The organism is Amycolatopsis magusensis, from assembly GCF_017875555.1.
In the GTDB taxonomy this organism is placed as follows: domain Bacteria; phylum Actinomycetota; class Actinomycetes; order Mycobacteriales; family Pseudonocardiaceae; genus Amycolatopsis; species Amycolatopsis magusensis.
This window is the reverse complement of the sequence record NZ_JAGGMS010000001.1, coordinates 1,896,198-1,914,718: the sequence shown is the minus strand read 5'-3', so window position 1 is coordinate 1,914,718 and position 18,521 is coordinate 1,896,198. Positions and strand designations below refer to the sequence as shown.

Annotated in this window: 17 protein-coding genes; 8 read left to right on the top strand and 9 right to left on the bottom strand. The window is 68.7% G+C overall.

Features of this window, described 5'->3' with window-relative positions:
• The first annotated feature begins 157 nt into the window (after positions 1 to 157).
• The 8 genes from JOM49_RS09145 to JOM49_RS09110 all read left to right on the top strand — a co-directional run bounded on the left by JOM49_RS09145 (position 158) and on the right by JOM49_RS09110 (position 6,357).
• Positions 158 to 592 (top strand): hypothetical protein, encoded by a 435-nt coding sequence (locus JOM49_RS09145; RefSeq protein WP_209663896.1) that lies wholly within the window; start codon positions 158 to 160, stop codon positions 590 to 592.
• Complete coding sequence (locus JOM49_RS09140; RefSeq protein WP_209663895.1) at positions 593 to 1,219, top strand: DUF3558 domain-containing protein; 627 nt, start codon at positions 593 to 595, stop codon at positions 1,217 to 1,219.
• Positions 1,219 to 2,454: a PPE domain-containing protein gene (locus tag JOM49_RS09135; RefSeq protein ID WP_209663894.1), complete on the top strand. Its 1,236-nt coding sequence runs from the start codon at positions 1,219 to 1,221 to the stop codon at positions 2,452 to 2,454. Before JOM49_RS09140 ends, JOM49_RS09135 begins: the two co-directional genes overlap by 1 nt.
• Positions 2,455 to 2,456: 2 nt before the next feature.
• Entirely contained in the window at positions 2,457 to 3,209 is a 753-nt protein-coding gene (locus JOM49_RS09130; protein ID WP_209663893.1) for an ESX secretion-associated protein EspG, read from the top strand.
• A 66-nt stretch (positions 3,210 to 3,275) separates the two neighbouring features.
• Positions 3,276 to 3,845 carry a YbaB/EbfC family nucleoid-associated protein gene (locus JOM49_RS09125; protein WP_209663892.1) on the top strand — a complete coding sequence of 190 codons (570 nt, stop codon included), beginning with the start codon at positions 3,276 to 3,278 and terminating at the stop codon, positions 3,843 to 3,845.
• Positions 3,842 to 4,171, top strand: coding sequence for a hypothetical protein (locus JOM49_RS09120; protein ID WP_209663891.1), 330 nt, complete (start codon positions 3,842 to 3,844; stop codon positions 4,169 to 4,171). The genes JOM49_RS09125 and JOM49_RS09120 overlap by 4 nt, the downstream gene beginning before the upstream one ends.
• Positions 4,164 to 5,327, top strand: coding sequence for a hypothetical protein (locus JOM49_RS09115; RefSeq protein WP_209663890.1), 1,164 nt, complete (start codon positions 4,164 to 4,166; stop codon positions 5,325 to 5,327). The genes JOM49_RS09120 and JOM49_RS09115 overlap by 8 nt, the downstream gene beginning before the upstream one ends.
• The gene (locus tag JOM49_RS09110; protein ID WP_209663889.1) at positions 5,320 to 6,357 is read left to right on the top strand and encodes a hypothetical protein; all 1,038 of its coding nucleotides are present in this window, start codon (positions 5,320 to 5,322) and stop codon (positions 6,355 to 6,357) included. The genes JOM49_RS09115 and JOM49_RS09110 overlap by 8 nt, the downstream gene beginning before the upstream one ends.
• Before the next feature lie 320 nt (positions 6,358 to 6,677).
• On the opposite strand, the gene nuoN is transcribed toward JOM49_RS09110, so the two are convergent.
• The 9 genes from nuoN to nuoF all read right to left on the bottom strand — a co-directional run bounded on the left by nuoN (position 6,678) and on the right by nuoF (position 18,521).
• Complete coding sequence (nuoN, locus tag JOM49_RS09105) at positions 6,678 to 8,246, bottom strand: NADH-quinone oxidoreductase subunit NuoN (protein WP_209663888.1); 1,569 nt, start codon at positions 8,244 to 8,246, stop codon at positions 6,678 to 6,680.
• Complete coding sequence (locus tag JOM49_RS09100; RefSeq protein ID WP_209663887.1) at positions 8,246 to 9,796, bottom strand: NADH-quinone oxidoreductase subunit M; 1,551 nt, start codon at positions 9,794 to 9,796, stop codon at positions 8,246 to 8,248. Before JOM49_RS09100 ends, nuoN begins: the two co-directional genes overlap by 1 nt.
• Complete coding sequence (nuoL, locus tag JOM49_RS09095; protein ID WP_209663886.1) at positions 9,793 to 11,688, bottom strand: NADH-quinone oxidoreductase subunit L; 1,896 nt, start codon at positions 11,686 to 11,688, stop codon at positions 9,793 to 9,795. The genes JOM49_RS09100 and nuoL overlap by 4 nt, the downstream gene beginning before the upstream one ends.
• 65 nt (positions 11,689 to 11,753) lie before the next feature.
• Positions 11,754 to 12,053 carry an NADH-quinone oxidoreductase subunit NuoK gene (gene nuoK, locus JOM49_RS09090; protein WP_113695753.1) on the bottom strand — a complete coding sequence of 100 codons (300 nt, stop codon included), beginning with the start codon at positions 12,051 to 12,053 and terminating at the stop codon, positions 11,754 to 11,756.
• Positions 12,050 to 12,943 (bottom strand): NADH-quinone oxidoreductase subunit J, encoded by an 894-nt coding sequence (locus JOM49_RS09085; RefSeq protein ID WP_209663885.1) that lies wholly within the window; start codon positions 12,941 to 12,943, stop codon positions 12,050 to 12,052. The genes nuoK and JOM49_RS09085 overlap by 4 nt, the downstream gene beginning before the upstream one ends.
• Positions 12,940 to 13,467, bottom strand: a complete 528-nt coding sequence (gene nuoI, locus JOM49_RS09080; RefSeq protein ID WP_209663884.1) for an NADH-quinone oxidoreductase subunit NuoI — start codon at positions 13,465 to 13,467, stop codon at positions 12,940 to 12,942. Before nuoI ends, JOM49_RS09085 begins: the two co-directional genes overlap by 4 nt.
• Positions 13,454 to 14,785, bottom strand: coding sequence for an NADH-quinone oxidoreductase subunit NuoH (gene nuoH, locus JOM49_RS09075; protein ID WP_209663883.1), 1,332 nt, complete (start codon positions 14,783 to 14,785; stop codon positions 13,454 to 13,456). The genes nuoI and nuoH overlap by 14 nt, the downstream gene beginning before the upstream one ends.
• Positions 14,782 to 17,244, bottom strand: a complete 2,463-nt coding sequence (locus JOM49_RS09070; RefSeq protein WP_209663882.1) for an NADH-quinone oxidoreductase subunit G — start codon at positions 17,242 to 17,244, stop codon at positions 14,782 to 14,784. The genes nuoH and JOM49_RS09070 overlap by 4 nt, the downstream gene beginning before the upstream one ends.
• Entirely contained in the window at positions 17,241 to 18,521 is a 1,281-nt protein-coding gene (gene nuoF / locus JOM49_RS09065; RefSeq protein WP_209663881.1) for an NADH-quinone oxidoreductase subunit NuoF, read from the bottom strand. The genes JOM49_RS09070 and nuoF overlap by 4 nt, the downstream gene beginning before the upstream one ends.

Sequence of the window (18,521 nt, the reverse complement as noted above, 5' to 3'; positions counted from 1 at the left end):
TGCTGCTCCTCGCCACAGGTGACGAACGCGACAAACCCACGATCTGACTGAACGGTGAACAAGCGCGGACGCAGGGTGTTAATTTCGGGGGCGAGTTACGCAAGGCGCTCGGATGGTGACCCCGTGGTCACCGATTGGCCTCGGGGAGGAGACCAGCTTGACCACGCCTGACAACCCGCCGCAGTACACCCCGCCCACCCCCGTTGGCAGCGGGGACAGCTGGCTTTCCCACATCACCGACTGGGCGAACGCCGCCGGAGCCGCCGCCGGCGCCCCCGCGGGCGGTTATTCCTTCGAACCAGCGGAACTGAACAACATCGCCCGAGAATGGGACGACCTGGCCGCGTCCTACGAATTCGACCGGGCGTCGGCCGATGTGCTCGCGCGGACCGAGGGTCCCGGGTCCGAATACGCGTCGGGCGACAACGCCCAGCTGGTTCGGCAATCGGGGACCACCCTGCTGCAGACGCTGCAGGACCGGATCGACTACTGCCGCTCCCAAGCCGATAAGTTCCGCAGCGCCGCCGGGCGCTACGCCGAAGCCGAAGCCGATGCCGGCACGGAGGTCAGCAACCAAGGAGGCTCGCTCTAAATGCGCCGACCAACTCGAGGCATCCTCTGCGCAGTCGGCCTGGTCCTGCTGCTGAGCGGCTGCGAAGGCGACAACGTGCACGGTTCTCCGACCGTGCCCACCGCGGGTGCGATCGAGCCCGCTCCCCCAGCCTCGGACGTCCCGGGGTTCGGTGCGCCGAAGGTCGACAGCGCACTCGACACCAGCAAGGTCGAAGCGACGCCCTGCGAGTCCCTCACGGACGCCCAGATCACCGACCTGCTCGGCACGGATACCAGCGAAACCGAAGAGAACGTCACCGGCCCGGCCTGCAGGTGGAACAACCGCGGCGAGCAGAACGCGTTCGTCGCGGTCCACTTCCCGAAGGTCACCGATCTCGGGCTCACCGCCATCTACCAGGCGAAGGGCGGTCAGTACAAGTTCTTCCAGGAGATGCCGGCCGTTCGTGGATTCCCGGCGGTCGCGTGGAGCGGTACCGACGAGACCATGACCATGGGCAAGTGCAATGTCGCCGTCGGCACGTCCGATCGGACGACGGTGGAAGCTTCGGTGAGGCTGTCCGACAAGAACGTCGGTACGAAGGATCCGTGCGAGGCCGCGCGTGGGGTGCTGGACCTGGTCATCGGCAACATCCAAGGGGGCAGGTGATGAACAGCCCCCTCAATGCGGCGCAGATCTACGAGCAGATCAACGGTGGCCCCGGCACGACGTGGCTGGTGGCGGCGCAGGAGAGCGCCTCCAACCTGACCTCGAACCTGTCCGAGCGCGCCCAGCAGATCGCCAATCTGGCCCAGAAGATCCAGGCCGGCTGGACCGGCGAAGCCGGCGCGAACGCGGCCAACGCCGCCCTGCCGCTGGCGAAGGCCTCGATCGCGGACGCCGAGTTGCTGTCCGAGGCGGGCACCGCGCTGGAGAGCCAGACCTCCGCCTTCGGCACCGTGCAGCACAGCGTGGTCCCGGTGCCGCCCACCAAGCCCGAGCTGACCTCGGCGGACGTCTTCGACGCGGTGACCACCGGCAACTGGGACGGCTACAACACCAAGGTCGGTGAGTGGCAGGCGAAGAGCCAGCAGAACATCGACGCCTTCGCTGGGTACCACGCGACGAGCATGGGCAACGGCGACACCATGCCGAGTTCCTTCACCCCGCTGGTCGACCCGGGCGCGCCGATCGGATTGGCCGAGCACACGACAACCCCGACGGGTGGCGTTCCCGGCGGCAGCCAGCCGAACACCACCGCGGGCAACGTGCCCGGCGGAAGCCACCCCGGCAACGTATCGCCGATCCCGCAGCAACAGCAGGCTTCGCCACAAACGCCCCCCGGTCAGACGCCGGTCGGACAGTCCTCAACGGACGGCACCAAAGCCGCCGCCCACAACCCGCCTGTCGCACCGAAGGCACCGCCTTTCGTGCCCAACGGCGGCACACCGAATCCCTACTCGCCACCACCCGGCAGCAACCCGTGGTCGTCGCCGCCCGGATTCCCCGCGAACCCGGGTGGCCGTCCCGGCACCGGTGCTCCGAACAGCGGTGGTCTGTACAACGGCGGCCGTCCCGGCTCCCCCGGCGGACCAGGCGGCACACCCGGTACCCCGGGTAATCCACCCGGCCGTTCGGTCAGCGGAGTACCCACCGGCGGCGCGCCGACCGGCGGAGCACCGGTCCGCGGCGGTACCGGTCCCGCAGGCATGGCGGGCAAACCGGGCGGTGTCGGTGGCGCACCGTTCGGCCCGGCCGGTGCGGGCGGCGCCCAGCGCGGCGAGGAGGACAAGGAACACCGCCGCCCCGACTACCTGCTCGGCCCCGACCCGGACAAGCTTTTCGGCGGGGACACGGAAAAACCGACGCCACCGGTCATCGGTGAAACCAGGAAGCCCACCTGATCGTGGTCATCGGGCACCGCATCGAACTATCGCTGAACACCTTGCTCACGGCCATGCGATGGACGGGATACGACCAGCCGCACCTGATTTTCGCGGGTGGTGAACGCTACATCCCGCCCTCCGCAGCACCCGGATTGGACAATGCCGCGAGGACGGAACTGAGCGAACTCGGCCTCATCCAAGGCAAACGGCTCACCAGCGATTTCGAGGACACTCTGCACCTGCTCAACCGCCCGCCGATCGAGTATTTCGCGCACGTCCGCACCCAGGACGAGAGCTACGAGATCCTCGTGGCGGGACACGACCGGACCGCGGTCGTGGTCGTGCACCAGGGCGAGCAGGTGTGGCTCAAGCCGTACCGCGGCCAAAGCGCGGCGACCTTGCTGGTGGACCACCTGCCGAGCTTCCCGGCGGCCAACTTCACCCCGTTCACCGTGCCCCGGCACGAAATGGCGGAGGATTCCGGCGCCGCGGGAATCTACGACGAAAAGCCGGCAAGAAGCGCGGAAGCCAAAGAACTCGACGAAATCTTTTCCGTGCCCCATTACGGCGCCGGATTGCTGCACGCCGCGAAACGGGATCACCGCGGCAATCGACAGCAGGCGCCCGTCGGCCTCAGCTATCTGGACATCGACGCGGGACGCGTCGGCCTGAGCAGCAGCGGACCGCGCGGCAACGAGCACATCGTCGTACTGCCGGGAGATCGGACTCGGCTGAGCGAAAAGGTGGCCTCGTTGGGCGCGAGCCTGCACTGAGCCGCACACCGATATGCCACACTCGGTCTCCGGACGACTACGGACGTGAACAGGGGAGGTTCGCGCGTGACGAGCCCTGACCAGCTCTTCGCCGATTTCGAAGCCAAGCTCGCGGAAACGCAGCGCAAAGCCGAACAGATGCGCGCGGAGATCGAACTGGTGTCGGTCAGCGAACGCAGCAAGGACGGACAGATCAAGGTCACCGTCAACCACGCCGGCAACCTCACCGGCCTGGAGATCGGCCCGATCGCCCGTGCGAAGGCGGATCTGGACCAGCAGATCCTGCGCACCATGCAGGCCGCGCAGAGCAAGCTCGCCGACGCGATGCAGGGCGGCGTGCCGTCGATCGCGGGCAGCGAAACCATGGCGGAGCTGATCGAGCAGCTCAACGCCGCCTACCCGGAGCCCGAGCCGGACGACTACGTCGAAGGCGGTGGCGGCTACGGCGCCATCCCGGACGAGGACAGCCGCTTCGTAGCGGACCACGACACCCCAGCACCCCCGCCACCACCACCCGCGCCACCGGCCCCGGCCCCGGAACGCCGCCCGCGCCCCAACCGCCCCACCGAACCCGCCCACGACGACGACTACTTCTCCGGCAACGACTTCCTCACCGACGAGGGAGACCGCCGATGAACGCCCCCGTGGGCGGTGACCAGGGCTTCAACGCCGACCCGGACGAGATCGACGCCCACGCCGCCAGCGTGGCGTCGACCCACCAACTGCTGCGATCCGCCGTCGATGCCACGCAGGCCAGGCTGAGCGTCGACGCGTTCGGCGATCTCGGTTTTGGCCTTGAACTGCTCTGCAACAACACCATGGAAGACGCCGTCGAAACGCTACGCAGAGCCGAAGAAGCCGGACAGGCGCACGCGGACGCAGTTCGCCAGTGGGCGGAGCACAAACGCGTCGACGAGGAAGAGATCCAGCGACTGCTGAAGAAGGTGGAAGCCGGTGAGTGAACCGCAGGGCTCCATCACCGAGGACGCGAAGAAGGACCTCGGCTCGGAGAAGGCGCCGGTCAAGGACTTCTTCAAAGGTGCGGGCATGGCCCAGGACTTCGTCGGCGGCGCCGAGCAGATCGCCCGCGGCGACTGGACCGAAGGCCTGCTCGACTACGCCACCGGCGCCCTCGATCTGGGCATGAACATCAGCTCGGTGGCCAAGGGCGCGAAGAACCCCGTCGAAATTCTGGTCAGCATGGGTCTCGGCTGGGTGATCGAACATCTGTCGCCGTTGACCGACTTCCTGGACGCGCTCACCGGGAACCAGGACGAGCTGGAACTCACCGTCTCGACCTGGAACCAGGTGAGCAAGCACGTCCAGGAGACCGCGCAGAGCCTCGCCGACAGCACGCAGAAAGACTGCGCGGACTGGTCAGGGCAGTCGGTCGACCAGTACCGGCTGTTCGTGCAGGACCGGCTCGACCTCTACCGCGGCATCTCCGACGGCGCCAAGGGCGTGGCTTCACTCGTCGACATCTGCAAGACCGTGCTCAACGTCGTCCGGACCATTATCCGCGACCTGATCGCGGACGTCTGCACCAAGATCATCATGATCATCGCGAGGTACCCACCGCCCGCGTACCCGGTCGCGCTGACCGCCGAGATCGTCCCGGTGGTGGTGCAGAGCACGAACACCGGCACCCGGGAACTGTCCCGGTGCGCCCGAGTGCTCCAGCGGGGCAAAGACCTGCTGGCGAGCCTGCGGCAGCTCTTCACCGATGCCACCCGGTACCTGGCCGAGCAGGGTTTTCTCAAGGGCATGGCCAAGGGTTCCTGGAACATGCTGATCAACGCCACCGTCGAAGCGTCGACCGGTCTGGGCGCGAAGATGGTGACGGACACGGCCAAGGAGGTGGGGAAGACCACGCTCGGCGGCATCGTCAAGGAGGTGTCCGGCAGCGGAAGCACCGACCACGACAAGCAGGGCCCGTGGAACGAGTCGAACGCCAAGAAGCAGCACGACAAGCGGGAAACCACCGTCGTGGACGCGCCGCCTCCGCCGCCGAAGCCGTCGGTGTACGACCACTCAGCGCGTGAGGACCGAGTCGCCGAGGTGTTCCCCGCGCAAGGCGGCAATCGGATCTCCGGCACCATCGACTTCTCCGATGGCTGACTCCTCGGCGCCCCTGGTCGACCGCTCTGCGCGGCGGCGGCTCAAAGGCTGGTACATCGCCTCGGTAGTATTGGTGTACTTGACCAGCTCGTCCTTCTTCCACGGCTTTCTGCTGTCTTCAGCTGGTCTCAAATCGGCGATCATGTATGGCTTGGCCTTGGCTTTGTGCGTCACGCGCATTGTGCTGGCGTTCGTCCGCGGTACTGGTGGGTGGCGGCTGTTCGTCGACGAACAAGGCATTCGGCTGGCCCACGCGCCCACCGGGGGCTGGTCACTGTCGTGGGAGGAGATCGGCGGGGTCGACCTTCGGCGCCGGTGCCTGCGGCCTCGCTATCTCACGCACCCGTCCTATGGGTACGAACTGCGGTTGACCGTGCCGTCCGGCTTCTTCCGCGAATCCCGCGCGGGGAGGCGGGCCGGGGACGTGTACGTCGCCGAGATCGAATTGTCCGAGGTCGAGGCGTACGCCATCCAAGAACGGGCGCGCGAGCTTTACGACGGCCCGGTGAAGGCGAGTGCGTTGCCGCCCGCTGAGACGGGCGGGCCGCAGCAGAAGCTGATTCCGCGCGCGATTCCCCAGGGCACCGAAAGCTATTGGGGCGACAAACCTTTCGGCCCCTACCTCCTGTACCCCTCGGGTCTTCCCGGCGGTAGTTCGGTGCGCACCACGAGCAACCTGCGCCAGCCCAACCAGTTCGCCGGTTTCGTGGTCACCGCCATCGGCGTGCGCTGGAACTCGTTCGTCGGCAAGGTCTGGGAACGCGACACCATCGCCGACGGGTTCGAACTCACCTGGGCCGAGATCGGCACCTTCCGAGCCACCCCGCACGGCGACGAGTACTTCGTCGACATCGTGCCCGGGGACAAGCGCTTCGCCCAGCGGCACCCCGAAATGCGCAACCACTGGCTCCAGCCCGACGGCACCTACCGCCTGGACCACACCTTCACCGCCGGCGCCCTCAAAGACCTGCGCGGCTTCATCGAGACCTACCACCCCGGCGCCTACGAAGAGGCACGCACCGCAGGCTAGCTGCCATGGTCCGTACCCGGCTCGGCTGACGCGAGGCCCTGAACGTGGAACTCGGCCGCCTGCGTGTGTGGGGTTCAACTGCCCGAGTGTGGGGCTCGGCTACCTGAGCGTGGAGTTCGGCCGCGCCAGCGTGGGGTTCGGCTACCTGAACGTGGGACTCGGCTACCCGAGTGTGAGGTTCGGCTGCGGCAACGTGGGGGTCGGCTGCCTGAACGTGGGGTTCGGGGCGGGGACGTGGGGGGTGGGTGTGGGGGGTGCTGGGAGTGGGGCATTGCTTGCATCCATTGCAAGTAATGCCCCACTCATAGCATTCGAAGGGGTCAGGAGGCGAAGCCGCCGGCGCCTGCCCAGTTGAGGGCGAAGGCGGGGATGACGCCGAGTACCAGGGTGACGATGACGCCGAGCGTGATGGCCACCGTGGTGAAGGTGCCCGGCACGGTCACCGTGGGGCCCTCCGAGGACGGCTCCGAGAAGTACATCAGCACCACCACGCGCAGGTAGAAGAACGCCGCCACGGCGCTGGCCACCAGGGCGATCACCACCAGCGGGGCCATGCCGTCGGTCAGCGCCGCCTCGAAGACGACGAACTTGCCGATGAAGCCACTGGTCAGCGGGATACCCGCCAAGGCGAGCAGCAGGAAGGTGAACACCCCGGCCACCAACGGCGACCGCTTCGCCAGGCCCGCCCAGGCGGACAGGTGCGTGGCCTCCCCGTTCGAGTCGCGCACCAGGCTGACCACGCCGAACGCCGCCAGCGTGGTGAACCCGTAGGCCAGCAGGTAGAACAGCGTGCCCGACAGGCCTTCCTCGGTCATCGCGATCGAACCCACCAGCAGGAAGCCGGCGTGCGCGATGGACGAGTAGGCGATCATGCGCTTGACGTCGGTCTGGGTGAGGCCGAGCACCGCGCCCAGCACCATCGACGCGATCGCGACGCCCCACAGCACGCCGCGCCATTCCCAGCTGGTCGACTCGAAGCCGACGGTCAGCACGCGCAGGATGCCGCCGAACGCGGCGACCTTGGTGCACGCCGCCATGAACGCGGTGATCGGGGTCGGCGCGCCCTGGTAGACGTCCGGCGTCCAGGTGTGGAACGGGCCGACCGAACCCTTGAACAGCAGGCCGACCATGAGCAGCCCGAGCCCGGCGAACAGCAGCGTGTCCGAGCGGTTGGTGCCCGCGGTGGCGTTCGCGATGTCGGCCAGCTTCACCGAGTTCGCGTAGCCGTAGAGCAGCGCCAGCCCGTACAGGAAGAACGCGCTGGAGAAGGCACCCAGCAGGAAGTACTTGACCGCCGCCTCCTGCGAGATGAGGCGGCGACGGCGGGCCAGGCCGCACATCAGGTACAGCGGCAGCGACAGCACCTCGAGCGCGATGAACATGGTGAGCAGGTCGTTCGCCGCGGTGAAGACCATCATGCCGCCGAGCGCGAACAGCGTCAGCGGGAAGACCTCGGTCTGCATGCCGGTGGAGCCGACCTGCGCGCGGTCCTGGAAGGTGCCCGGCCGGATCGCCGCCTGCGCGACGAAGGCGCCGCCCGGCTCGACCGAGCGGTCCCCGATCAGCAGCACCGCGCCGACCGCCAGCGCCAGCAGCGTGCCCCAGAGGAACAGCGCCGGCTTGTCCACCGACAGCGCCCCGCTCAGCGTGGTCAGCCCGCGCGCGGGCGAATCGCTGACGTAGATCACCAGGAAGAGACCGGCGAAACCGATCGCGAGCAGCGACAACGTGACCTGTGCGATCCACCGCTGGTGCTTGGGCCAGAACGCCTCGACGAGCACACCGGCGCACGCCGCCCCGAGAACGATCAGGATCGGCAGGATCGCCATGTAGTCGATCGCCGGGGCGGTGATCTTGCCCGGATCCTGGGCCAGGAATACCTCGAGCATCAGTTGCCTTCCTGCACGGCGGACATCGTGGCTTCCACCGAAGGAGTAATCGTGTCCAGGACCGGCTTCGGGTAGAAGCCCAGCCCGATGATCAGCACCACCATCGGCGCGAGCACGCCGATCTCCACTTTGGACAGGTCGCGAATGGACTTCTTCGCCCCGAGCTCCGGCGCGATCGCCGTGCCCGGACCCCCACCGGCGCCGACGAGGGCGTCACCGCGCACCGGGCCCTGGAAGATCCGCTGGTACAGCCAGAGCACGTAGGCCGCGGCGAGCACCAGGCCCAGCGTGGCCACGATGGTGAACACCGGGCGGGTGTCGAACGAGCCCAGCAGCACCAGGAACTCGCTGATGAACGAGTTCGTCCCCGGCAAGGACAAAGTGGACAGTCCGGCGATGAAGAACAGCCCGCCCAGCACCGGGGTCACCTTGGCCATGCCGCCGTAGTCGGCGATCCGGGTGGACCCGCCGCGGGCGATCACCATGCCGATCACCAGGATCAGCATGCCGGTGGCGAGGCTGTGGTTGAGCATGTACGACACCGAGCCGACCTGCGCCTGCGTGGTGAAGGCGAAGATGCCCAGCGCGATGAAACCGAAGTGGGCGATGGACACGTAGGCGATGAACCGCTTCATGTCCGACTGCCCGGCGGCCAGCATCGAGCCGTAGACCACGCCCGCCACCGCGAGGGTGAGCACCAGCGGCGCGAGCGCCTGGCTGGCGTCGGGGAACATCGGGATGCAGTAGCGCAGGAACCCGAAGGTGCCGACCTTGTCCAGCACACCGACCAGCAGCACGGCCACGCCGATCGGCGCCTGCCCGGCCGCGTCCGGCAGCCAGGTGTGCAGCGGCACCAGCGGTGCCTTGATCGCGAAGGCCAGGAAGAAGCCGAGGAACAGCCAGATCTGCGTGCCGGTCGGGGCGTCGCGCACCACCGAGACCAGGGTGGCCCAGTCGAAGGTGCCCTGCCCCAGTTCGTCCGACGCCATCGAGTAGGCGCCGATCGCCGAGGCCAGCATGATCAGGCCGCCGAGGAAGGAGTACAGGAAGAACTTGACCGCCGCGTACTGCCGGTTCGGCCCGCCGTAGCCGCCGATCAGGAAGTACATCGGGATCAGCATGATCTCGAACAGCACGTAGAACAGGAACACGTCGGTGGCCGCGAAGACCGCGATGGTCAGCGACTGCTGCACCAGGATCAGCGCGAAGTACCCACCGGCGGTGCGGCCCTTGGGCAGCTTGTCGATGGCCGAGGTGCCGCCGATGATCAGCGGCACCAGCAGCGCGATGACCGCGATCATCACCAGCGCGATGCCGTCCATGCCGAAGGAGATGTGGATGCCGAAGTTCGGGATCCAGTCCATCGAGGACGCCTGCTGGATGCGCTCGCCGCGGGGTTCGTAGCCGAGCCACAGCGGGATGATCAGCAGCAGCTCGACCACCGAGACACCCAGCGCGGTGAGCGTGGCGACCCGGTCGTTCGAGCGCAGCGCGGTGACCGCGATGGCACCGGCCAGCGGCAGCAGGATGAGGACTAGCAACAGGGTCATGAGAACCTCACCAGCAGGAGCGCGGCGATGACGACGAACGAGCCGCCGAGCATGGACAGCGCGTAGGAGCGGACGAACCCGGTCTGCAGCCGGCGCAGGCGGCCGGAGCCGCCGCCCAGGCTCGCGGCCAGGCCGTTGACCGCGCCGTCCACGCCCCGGTTGTCCAGGAACACGGCGAACCGGGTGAGCCAGATGCCCGGGCGGGCGACCAGCGTCTCGTTCAGCGCGTTGCCGTACAGGTCCTTGCGGGCCGCGCGGACCGGGAAGGAGACCCGCTCCGGCCGCTCGACCGGGGTGCCGCGGCGGAAGATCAGGTAGGCGGCCAGCGCGCCGAGCGCGGAGAGGCCGACCACCAGGAACGGGATGAGGCCGTGCGGCAGCGCGGTGTGCTCGGCCTCCCGCAGCTCACCCAGCGCCGGCGTGAGCCATTCGACCAGCGAGTCGCCCAGGGTGAACAGGAAGCCCGCGGCCACCGAGCCGACCGCCAGGATGATCATCGGGATGGTCATCACGGGTGGCGATTCGTGCGGGTGGAAGTCGCGGCCGTCGCTGGACTTGATGTCCTTCCAGCGTTCCTTGCCGAAGAAGGTCAGCATCACCAGGCGGGTCATGTAGAACGCGGTGAGCGCGGCACCCAGCGCGGCCGCGCCGCCGAAGACCCAGCCCTGCCAGCCCGGTGCGCCGAAGGCCGCTTCGATGATCGCGTCCTTGGAGTAGAAGCCGGACAGGAACGGGAAGCCGATCAGCGCGAGGTAGCCGAGGCCGAAGGTGGCGAAGGTGATCGGCATCTTCTTGTACAGCCCGCCGAACTTGCGCATGTCCACCTCGTCGTTCATGCCGTGCATGACCGACCCGGCGCCGAGGAAGAGCCCCGCCTTGAAAAAACCGTGGGTGAGCAGGTGCATGATGCCCAGCGCGTAGCCGAACGGGCCGAGCCCGACCGCCAGCATCATGTAGCCGATCTGGCTGACCGTGGAGTAGGCCAGCACCTTCTTGATGTCGTCGTAGGCGCAGCCGATGATGCACCCGATCAGCAGCGTGACCACCCCGACCAGGGTGACCACCAGCCTGCCGGACTCGGTGGCGTTGAAGATCGCGCCGGAGCGGGCGATCAGGTAGACGCCCGCGGTGACCATGGTCGCGGCGTGGATCAGGGCGGAGACCGGGGTCGGGCCCTCCATCGCGTCCGGGAGCCAGGCCTGGAGCGGGAACTGGCCCGACTTACCGCAGGCGCCCAGGAGCAGCAGGATCGCGATCGCGGTGACCACGCCCGGCGGGATCTGGTCCACCGCGGCGAAGACCTCGGCGTACCCGGTGCTGCCGACGTACTTGAACATCAGGAAGATCGCCAGCGCCAGCCCGACGTCACCGACGCGGTTCATCAGGAACGCCTTCTTCGCCGCGGTGGCCGCGGACGGGCGGTCGGAGTACCAGCCGATGAGCAGGTACGAGGCCAGGCCCACGCCCTCCCAGCCGAGGTACAGCGTGACGAAGCTGTTGCCCAGCACCAGGATCAGCATCGAGGCGACGAACAGGTTCAGGTAGCCGAAGAACCGCCGCCTGCCGCGGTCGTCGTGCATGTAGCCGACCGAGTAGAAGTGGATCAGCATGCCGACGCCGGTGATCAGCAGCACGAAGGTCATCGACAGCGGGTCCATCCGGAGCCCGAAGTCCACCTGCAGCTCGTTGACCGGGATCCACGAGAACAGCTTGACGTCGCTGGGCGTGTCGAAGCTGTTCGCGAAGAACAGGATCAGGCCGTACACGAAGGACAGTGCGACGGTGGCCGTACCGAGCAGGTGCCCCCACGCGTCGGTGCGCTTGCCCCCCACCAGCAGGATCAGCGCGCCGAGCGCCGGGAAGGCGACCAGCAGCCACGATGATGCGATCACACGAGATTCCTTTCAGCGGCGCGAAGCGCCTCCGTTGAGGGCGGCGGCGGGCGACGGGTGGGGCTTCAGTACTTCAGCAGGTTCGTGTCGTCGACCGAGGCCGACCTGCGGGTGCGGAAGATCGACATGATGATCGCCAGGCCGACCACCACTTCGGCGGCGGCCACGACCATCACGAAGAACGCCATCACCTGGCCGTCGAGGTTGCCGTTGATCCTGGCGAAGGTGACCAGCGTGAGGTTCACCGCGTTGAGCATCAGCTCGATGCACATGAACACCACGATCGCGTTGCGGCGCACCAGCACGCCGACCGCCCCGATGGAGAACAGCAGCGCGGAGAGCAGGAGGTAGTTCGTCGGCGTCATTTCGCTTCGCCTTCGTCCTTTTCTTCCTTGTCACCGGCGTCACCGGCGTCACGGGCGCCACCGACGAGTGCGTGCGCGTCGGGGCCGGGCTCGTCGCCGGCGACCCGCTTGCGCTCGCTCGCGAAGTGCGAAGCGGTGGTGGACTCGATGATCTCCGAGAGCGATTCCGGTGCCACCGAACCGTCCGGCAGCAGCGCGGGGGTGGCCACCGAGTTGGCGGTGGCGAACACACCCGGGCCGGGCAGCGGTGAAGGCCGCGCGTGCTCGCCGCGGAACCGCGCGACGACCAGGTCCTTCTGCGACATCTTGCCGCCCTTGGCGTGCCGGTCGGAGAAGGCCAGCACCATCGCGCCCATCGCCGCGGTGATCAGCAGCGCCGAGGTCAGCTCGAACGGGAACAGGTACTCGGTGAAGATCTTGCGGCCGAGCCCACCTGCCGCGCCGCCCTGCGGGGTGGCCGGGTCGAGCAGCGGCGCCGGGGTGACGTCGGCCAGCGACCGGGTCAGCGCGGCGGCGAACAACCCGGCCATGCCGATGCCGAGCAGGGCCGCGGCGAGCCGCTGCCCGCGCAGCACCTCCACCACCGAGTCCGAGGAGTCGCGCCCCACCAGCATCAGCACGAACAGGAACAGCATCATGATCGCGCCGGTGTAGACGATGATCTGGGTGAAGCCCAGGAACGGCGCCTGCTGGACCATGTACAGCACGCCCAGCGAGAGCATGGTCAGCACCAGCCACAGCGCGGAGTGCACGGCGTTGCGGGCGAAGATCATGCCGAGCGCGCCGGCCACCGCGAGCGGGGCCAGCACCCAGAAGGCGATGGTCTCCCCGGTGGTCACCGGCACCGCCTCCGGCAGCGGCGGCGCCTGCGCGAGCAGCGCGGTGATCATGACGCTTCCCCCTGCTTGCGGGCCAGTTCGGGGCCGTTCACGTAGTAGTCCTGCTCGGTCTCGCCGAGCCGCATCGGGTGCGGCGGCTGCTCCATGCCGGGCAGCAGCGGGGCGAGCAGGTCCTCCTTGGTGTAGATCAGCCGCTGGCGGTCGTCGTCGGCCAGCTCGTAGAAGTTGATCATCGTCAGGGACCGGGTCGGGCAGGCCTCGACGCACAGCCCGCAGCCGATGCAGCGCAGGTAGTTGATCTGGTAGTCCGCGCCGTACCGCTCGCCGGGTGAGAAGCGGGCCTCGTCGGTGTTGTCACCGCCCTCGACGAAGATCGCGTCCGCCGGGCAGGCCCACGCGCACAGCTCGCAGCCGACGCACTTCTCCAGCCCGTCCGGGTGGCGGTTGAGCTGGTGCCGTCCGTGGTAGCGCGGCGCCGCGGGCGCCCCGGCCTCCGGGTACTCCTCGGTGGCCACCTTCTTGAACATCATCGAGAAGGTGACGCCGAAGCCTTTGACGGGATCAAATATCCCCATCGGTGTTCTCCCTTCCGGCCGAGACGGCGGCGGGTTGCTTCTTCGCCGTGCGCGCCCGTGCCTTGAGCGCTCGCTGGCGCGGGGTGGTCTCGGGGACCTTGAGGTCGAGCGGCGGCAGCGGGTAGTCGCTGCCGGTGACCGGCACGCTGTCGGCGTCGCGGAGTTCCTTCTCCGGCACCATGAACGCGATCACCACGAGCACCAGGACGACCACCGCGCCGACCGCGATCCAGACGCCCAGCGGCACCTCGTCGGTGGTGCGGATGGCCCGGATGGTCGCGATCATCACGATCCACACCAGGTTCAGCGGGACGAGGACCTTCCAGCCCAGCCGCATGAACTGGTCGTAGCGGTACCGGGGCAGCGTGCCGCGCAGCCAGATGAAGCCGAAGAGCAGCACGAACATCTTGGCCATGAACCAGATGACCGGCAGCCAGCCGCTGTTGAGCGCGTGGTCGGCGCCGACGAACGGGAAGAGCCAGCCGCCGAGGAACAACGTGGTGGCGAACGCCGAGACGATCACCATGTTCACGTACTCGGCGAGGAAAAACATGGCGAACTTCATCGAGCTGTACTCGGTGTGGAAACCGCCGACCAGCTCGGATTCGGCCTCCGGCAGGTCGAACGGCGCCCGGTTGGTCTCGCCGACCATGGAGATCAGGTAGATCACGAAACTCGGGAACAGCAGGTAGAAGTACCAGCCCGAAGCCTGCGAGGCGACGATGTCCGCGGTGGACATCGACTGCGCGTACAGGATGACGCCGACGATCGACAGGCCCATGGCGATCTCGTAGGAGATCACCTGCGCCGCCGAGCGCAGCCCGCCGAGCAGCGGGTACGGCGAGCCGGACGACCAGCCGGCCAGCACGATGCCGTACACGCCGATCGAGGAGCAGGCCAGGATCACCAGCACGCCGACCGGCAGGTCGACCAGCTGCAGCAGGGTCCGCTCACCGAAGATCGAGACCTCCGGGCCGAACGGGATCGCCGAGAGCCCGACCAGCGCGGGCACCGCGGAGAGCACCGGCGCCAGGAAGTAGACCTTGCGGTCGGCGGTGTCCGGGATGATCTGTTCCTTGAACGGCAGCTTGATCGCGTCCGCCAAGGACTGCAGGTACCCGCCGGGGCCGACGCGGTTGGGGCCGGGCCGGTTCTGCATCCGGCCGACCGCCTTGCGCTCCCAGACGATCAGGAAGATCGTCAGGATCGGGCCGATCAGCAGGATGGCCACGGCCTTGATCAGCACCAGCCACCACGGGTCGTCCGCCAGGATCTCCGCGCGCGTCAGTTCCTGGGCTTGGGTCAGGAACGGGGTCACCGCTCACCTCCAGCGATCGAGACCACCGAGCCGTGCCCGGCCGCGAGTGCGACGCGGACCTGGGAGCCTTCGGAGTTGCCCGGCAGCCAGACCACGCCGTCGGGCAGGTCGGCGACCTCGACCGGCAGCGTGATGGCACCGCGCTCGGTCGACACGGTCACCGTCTCCATGCCGTTCGCGGTGGCCGCGGACAGCCGGGCCACCACCGGGCGGGCGGTGCCCGCGAGGTGCGGTTCACCGTCCTGCAGCGAGCCCTTGTCCAGCAGTTGCCGCCAGGTCGCCAGCACCGCCTGGCCGGCGCCGGGCTTGGGCGGCTGGGGCGCGGGCACCTCGGGTGCCGTGCCACCGCGCCGGGACGCCAGGCGGGCCAGGTCGCCGGCCGCGGCGGCCGGGGTCTGGGTGAACAGGTCGGCGTCCATCTCGACCGCGAGGGTGTCCAGCACGCGGCAGTCGGGCAGCGCGCCGGTGCCCTCGAGGGTCACCTTGAACTCGCGGCGGCGGCCTTCCCAGTTGAGGAAGGTGCCGGACTTCTCCACCGCCGGGGCGATCGGCAGCACCACGTCGGCGTGCTCGGTCACCTCGCTCGCGCGCAGTTCCAGGCTGACCACGAAACCGGCGTTGGCCAGCGCGCGGCGGGCCAGGTCCGGGTCGGGCAGGTCGGCGAGTTCGACGCCACCGACGAGCAGGCCGTCCAACTGACCGCCGGCGGCGGCCTGGAGGATGCCGGTCAGGTCGCGGCCGGGCTCGCCGGGCAGGCCGTCGACGCCCCAGGACCGCGCCACCTCGATGCGGTCCTCGATGCTGGTCACCGACCGGCCGCCGGGCAGCAGGGTCGGCAGCGCACCGGCTTCGATCGCCCCGCGTTCGCCCGCGCGGCGCGGGATCCACGCCAGGCGGGCCCCGGTGCGGGCGGTCAGCCGCAGCAGCGCGGAGAACAGGCCGGGGATCTCGGCGGCACGCTCACCGACGAGCACCACCCCGCCCGCGGCGAGCGCCTCGTCGAGGTCCGGCGCGTGCTGGGCCAGCGCGTCCAGCGCGGCGGGCTCGCCGCCGGGCACGCAGGCGAGCAGCTCGCCGAAGGTCTTGCGCACCGAGGAGGTGGTCCACTGTCCCAAGTGGACGATCTTGGCGTTCCTCGCGCGGGCCGCCTTGCGCAGCCGCAGGAAGACGATCGGCGCCTCTTCCTCCGGCTCGAAGGCCACGCAGAGCACGGTGGGCGCGTTCTCGATGGCCGCGAAGGTCACGCCGGTCTCGGGCGTGGTGCCGACCACGTGCGCGGTGAGGAAGTCCAGCTCCTCGGCGGAGTGGGCTCGCGCGCGGTGGTCGATGTCGTTGGTGCGCAAGGCGATCCGGGCGAACTTCGAGTACGCGTAGGCGTCCTCGACGGTCAGCCTGCCGCCCGGCAGCACCGCCGCGCCCCGGCCGTCGCGGGCCTTGGCCAGGCCCTCGGCGGCCACGCGCAGCGCGTCGGTCCAAGAGGTTTCCTTCAGCTCACCGGTTTCCGCGTCACGCACCAGCGGACGGCGAAGGCGGTCCTCCGCACCGGCGTACCGGAAGGCGAACCGGCCCTTGTCGCAGATCCACTCCTCGTTGACCTGCGGGTCGTCCCCGGCGAGCTTGCGCATCACCTTGCCGCGCCGGAAGTCGGTGCGCTCGGCGCAGCCCGACGAGCAGTGCTCGCACACGCTCGGCGAGGACACCAGGTCGAACGGCCGCGACCGGAACCGGTAGGCCGCGCTGGTCAGCGCGCCCACCGGGCAGATCTGGATGGTGTTGCCGGAGAAGTAGCTCTGGAACGGCTGCCCGCTGGTCGTGCGCGAGGCCATGTCCAGCACGTCGGCCGTCTCCGCGGTGCCGATCTGCTGGTGCGCCCCGCGTTCGAGCAGCTCGATGAACGGGTCACCGGCGATCTGCGCGGAGAACCGGGTGCAGCGCTGGCAGAGCACGCAGCGTTCGCGGTCGAGCAGCACCTGGCTGGAGATCGGCAGCGGCTTCGGGAAGGTCCGCTTGGTGTCGACGAACCGCGAGTCCGCGCGGCCGTGCGCCAGCGCCTGGTTCTGCAGCGGGCACTCACCGCCCTTGTCGCAGATCGGGCAGTCCAGCGGGTGGTTGATCAGCAGCAGCTCCATCACGCCCTGCTGCGCCTTGTCCGCCACCGGCGAGGTCAGCTGGGTCTTGACCACCATGCCGTCGGCCACCGTCATCGTGCACGAGGCCTGCGGCTTCGGCATCGGGCGGCCGTTCATCTCCACCTCGACCAGGCACTGGCGGCAGGCGCCAGCCGGGTCGAGCAGCGGGTGGTCGCAGAAGCGCGGGATCACCGTGCCGAGCCGCTCCGCGGTGCGGATCAGCAGCTCGCCCTTCGGCGCGATGACCTCTTCGCCGTCCATGATCAGTTTGACGTGGCCTTCGGGGACCGGGGTCTCCTCGGTCGAAGGCTTGTCGGGTGCGATGGTCATGCCTGCGCTCCCACCAGTTCGCGCTTGTTGCTCTCACACAGGGCCAGGAACTCGTCCCGGAAGTACTTGATGCCACTGGTGATCGGGCTGACCGCACCGTCACCGAGCGCGCAGAAGGAGCGGCCGAGGATGTTGTCGCAGACGTCGAGCAGGGTGTCGATGTCCGCCTCGGTGCCCCGGCCGTCGACCATGCGCTCGAGGATCTGCGCCAGCCAGTAGGTGCCCTCGCGGCACGGCGTGCACTTGCCGCACGACTCGTGCTCGTAGAACTGCGTCCACTTCATCACGGCCCACGGCACGGAAACCGTCTCGTTGAACACCATCACCGCGGTGGTGCCGAGCATCGAGCCCGCTTCCGCGGCGCCCTCGAAGTCCAGCGGGGTGTCCAGGTGCTCCGCGGTGAACATCGGCGTGGACGAACCACCCGGGGTCCAGAACTTCAGCGGGATGCCGTCCTTCATGCCACCGGCCATGTCCAGCAGCTGGCGCAGCGTGGTGCCCAGCGGGCACTCGTACTGGCCGGGGTTGGTCACGTGGCCGGAGATCGAGTAGATCTTCGGGCCCGGCGACTTCTCGCTGCCCATCTTGCGGAACCAGTCGGCCCCGGCGTTGACGATGTAGGGCGCGCTGGCGATGGTCTCCACGTTGTTCACCGTGGTCGGCGCGGCGTAGAGGCCGGCGGCCGCGGGGAACGGCGGCTTGAGCCGCGGCTGGCCGCGACGGCCCTCCAGCGAGTCGAGCAGCGCGGTTTCCTCACCGCAGATGTAGGCACCCGCCCCGGCGTGCACGGTGATGTCCAGGTCGAACCCGCTGCCGACGATGTCCTTGCCGAGGTACCCGGCTTCGTAGGCCTCGCGCACCGCCGCGTTGAGGCGGCGGATGCAGTGCAGCGCCTCACCGCGGACGTAGATGAAGCAGTGGTGCGAACGCATCGCGTACGAGGCGATCACGCAGCCTTCGATCAGCGAGTGCGGGTCCGCCATCATCAGCGGGATGTCCTTGCAGGTACCCGGTTCGCCCTCGTCGGCGTTGATCACCAGGTAGTGCGGCTTGTCCTCGTTGGGCGGCATGAACGACCACTTGACCCCGGCCGGGAAACCCGCGCCGCCGCGGCCGCGCAGGCCCGCGTTCTTGATCAGGGTGACCAGCTGCTCCGGCGTACCGGCCAGCGCCTTGCGCAGCGCGGTGTAGCCCTCGAGGCGTTCGTAGGTGGCCAGCCGCCAGGATTCCGGCGAGAGCCAGCGCTTGGTGAGGACCGGGGTAATGGGGTCAGCCAT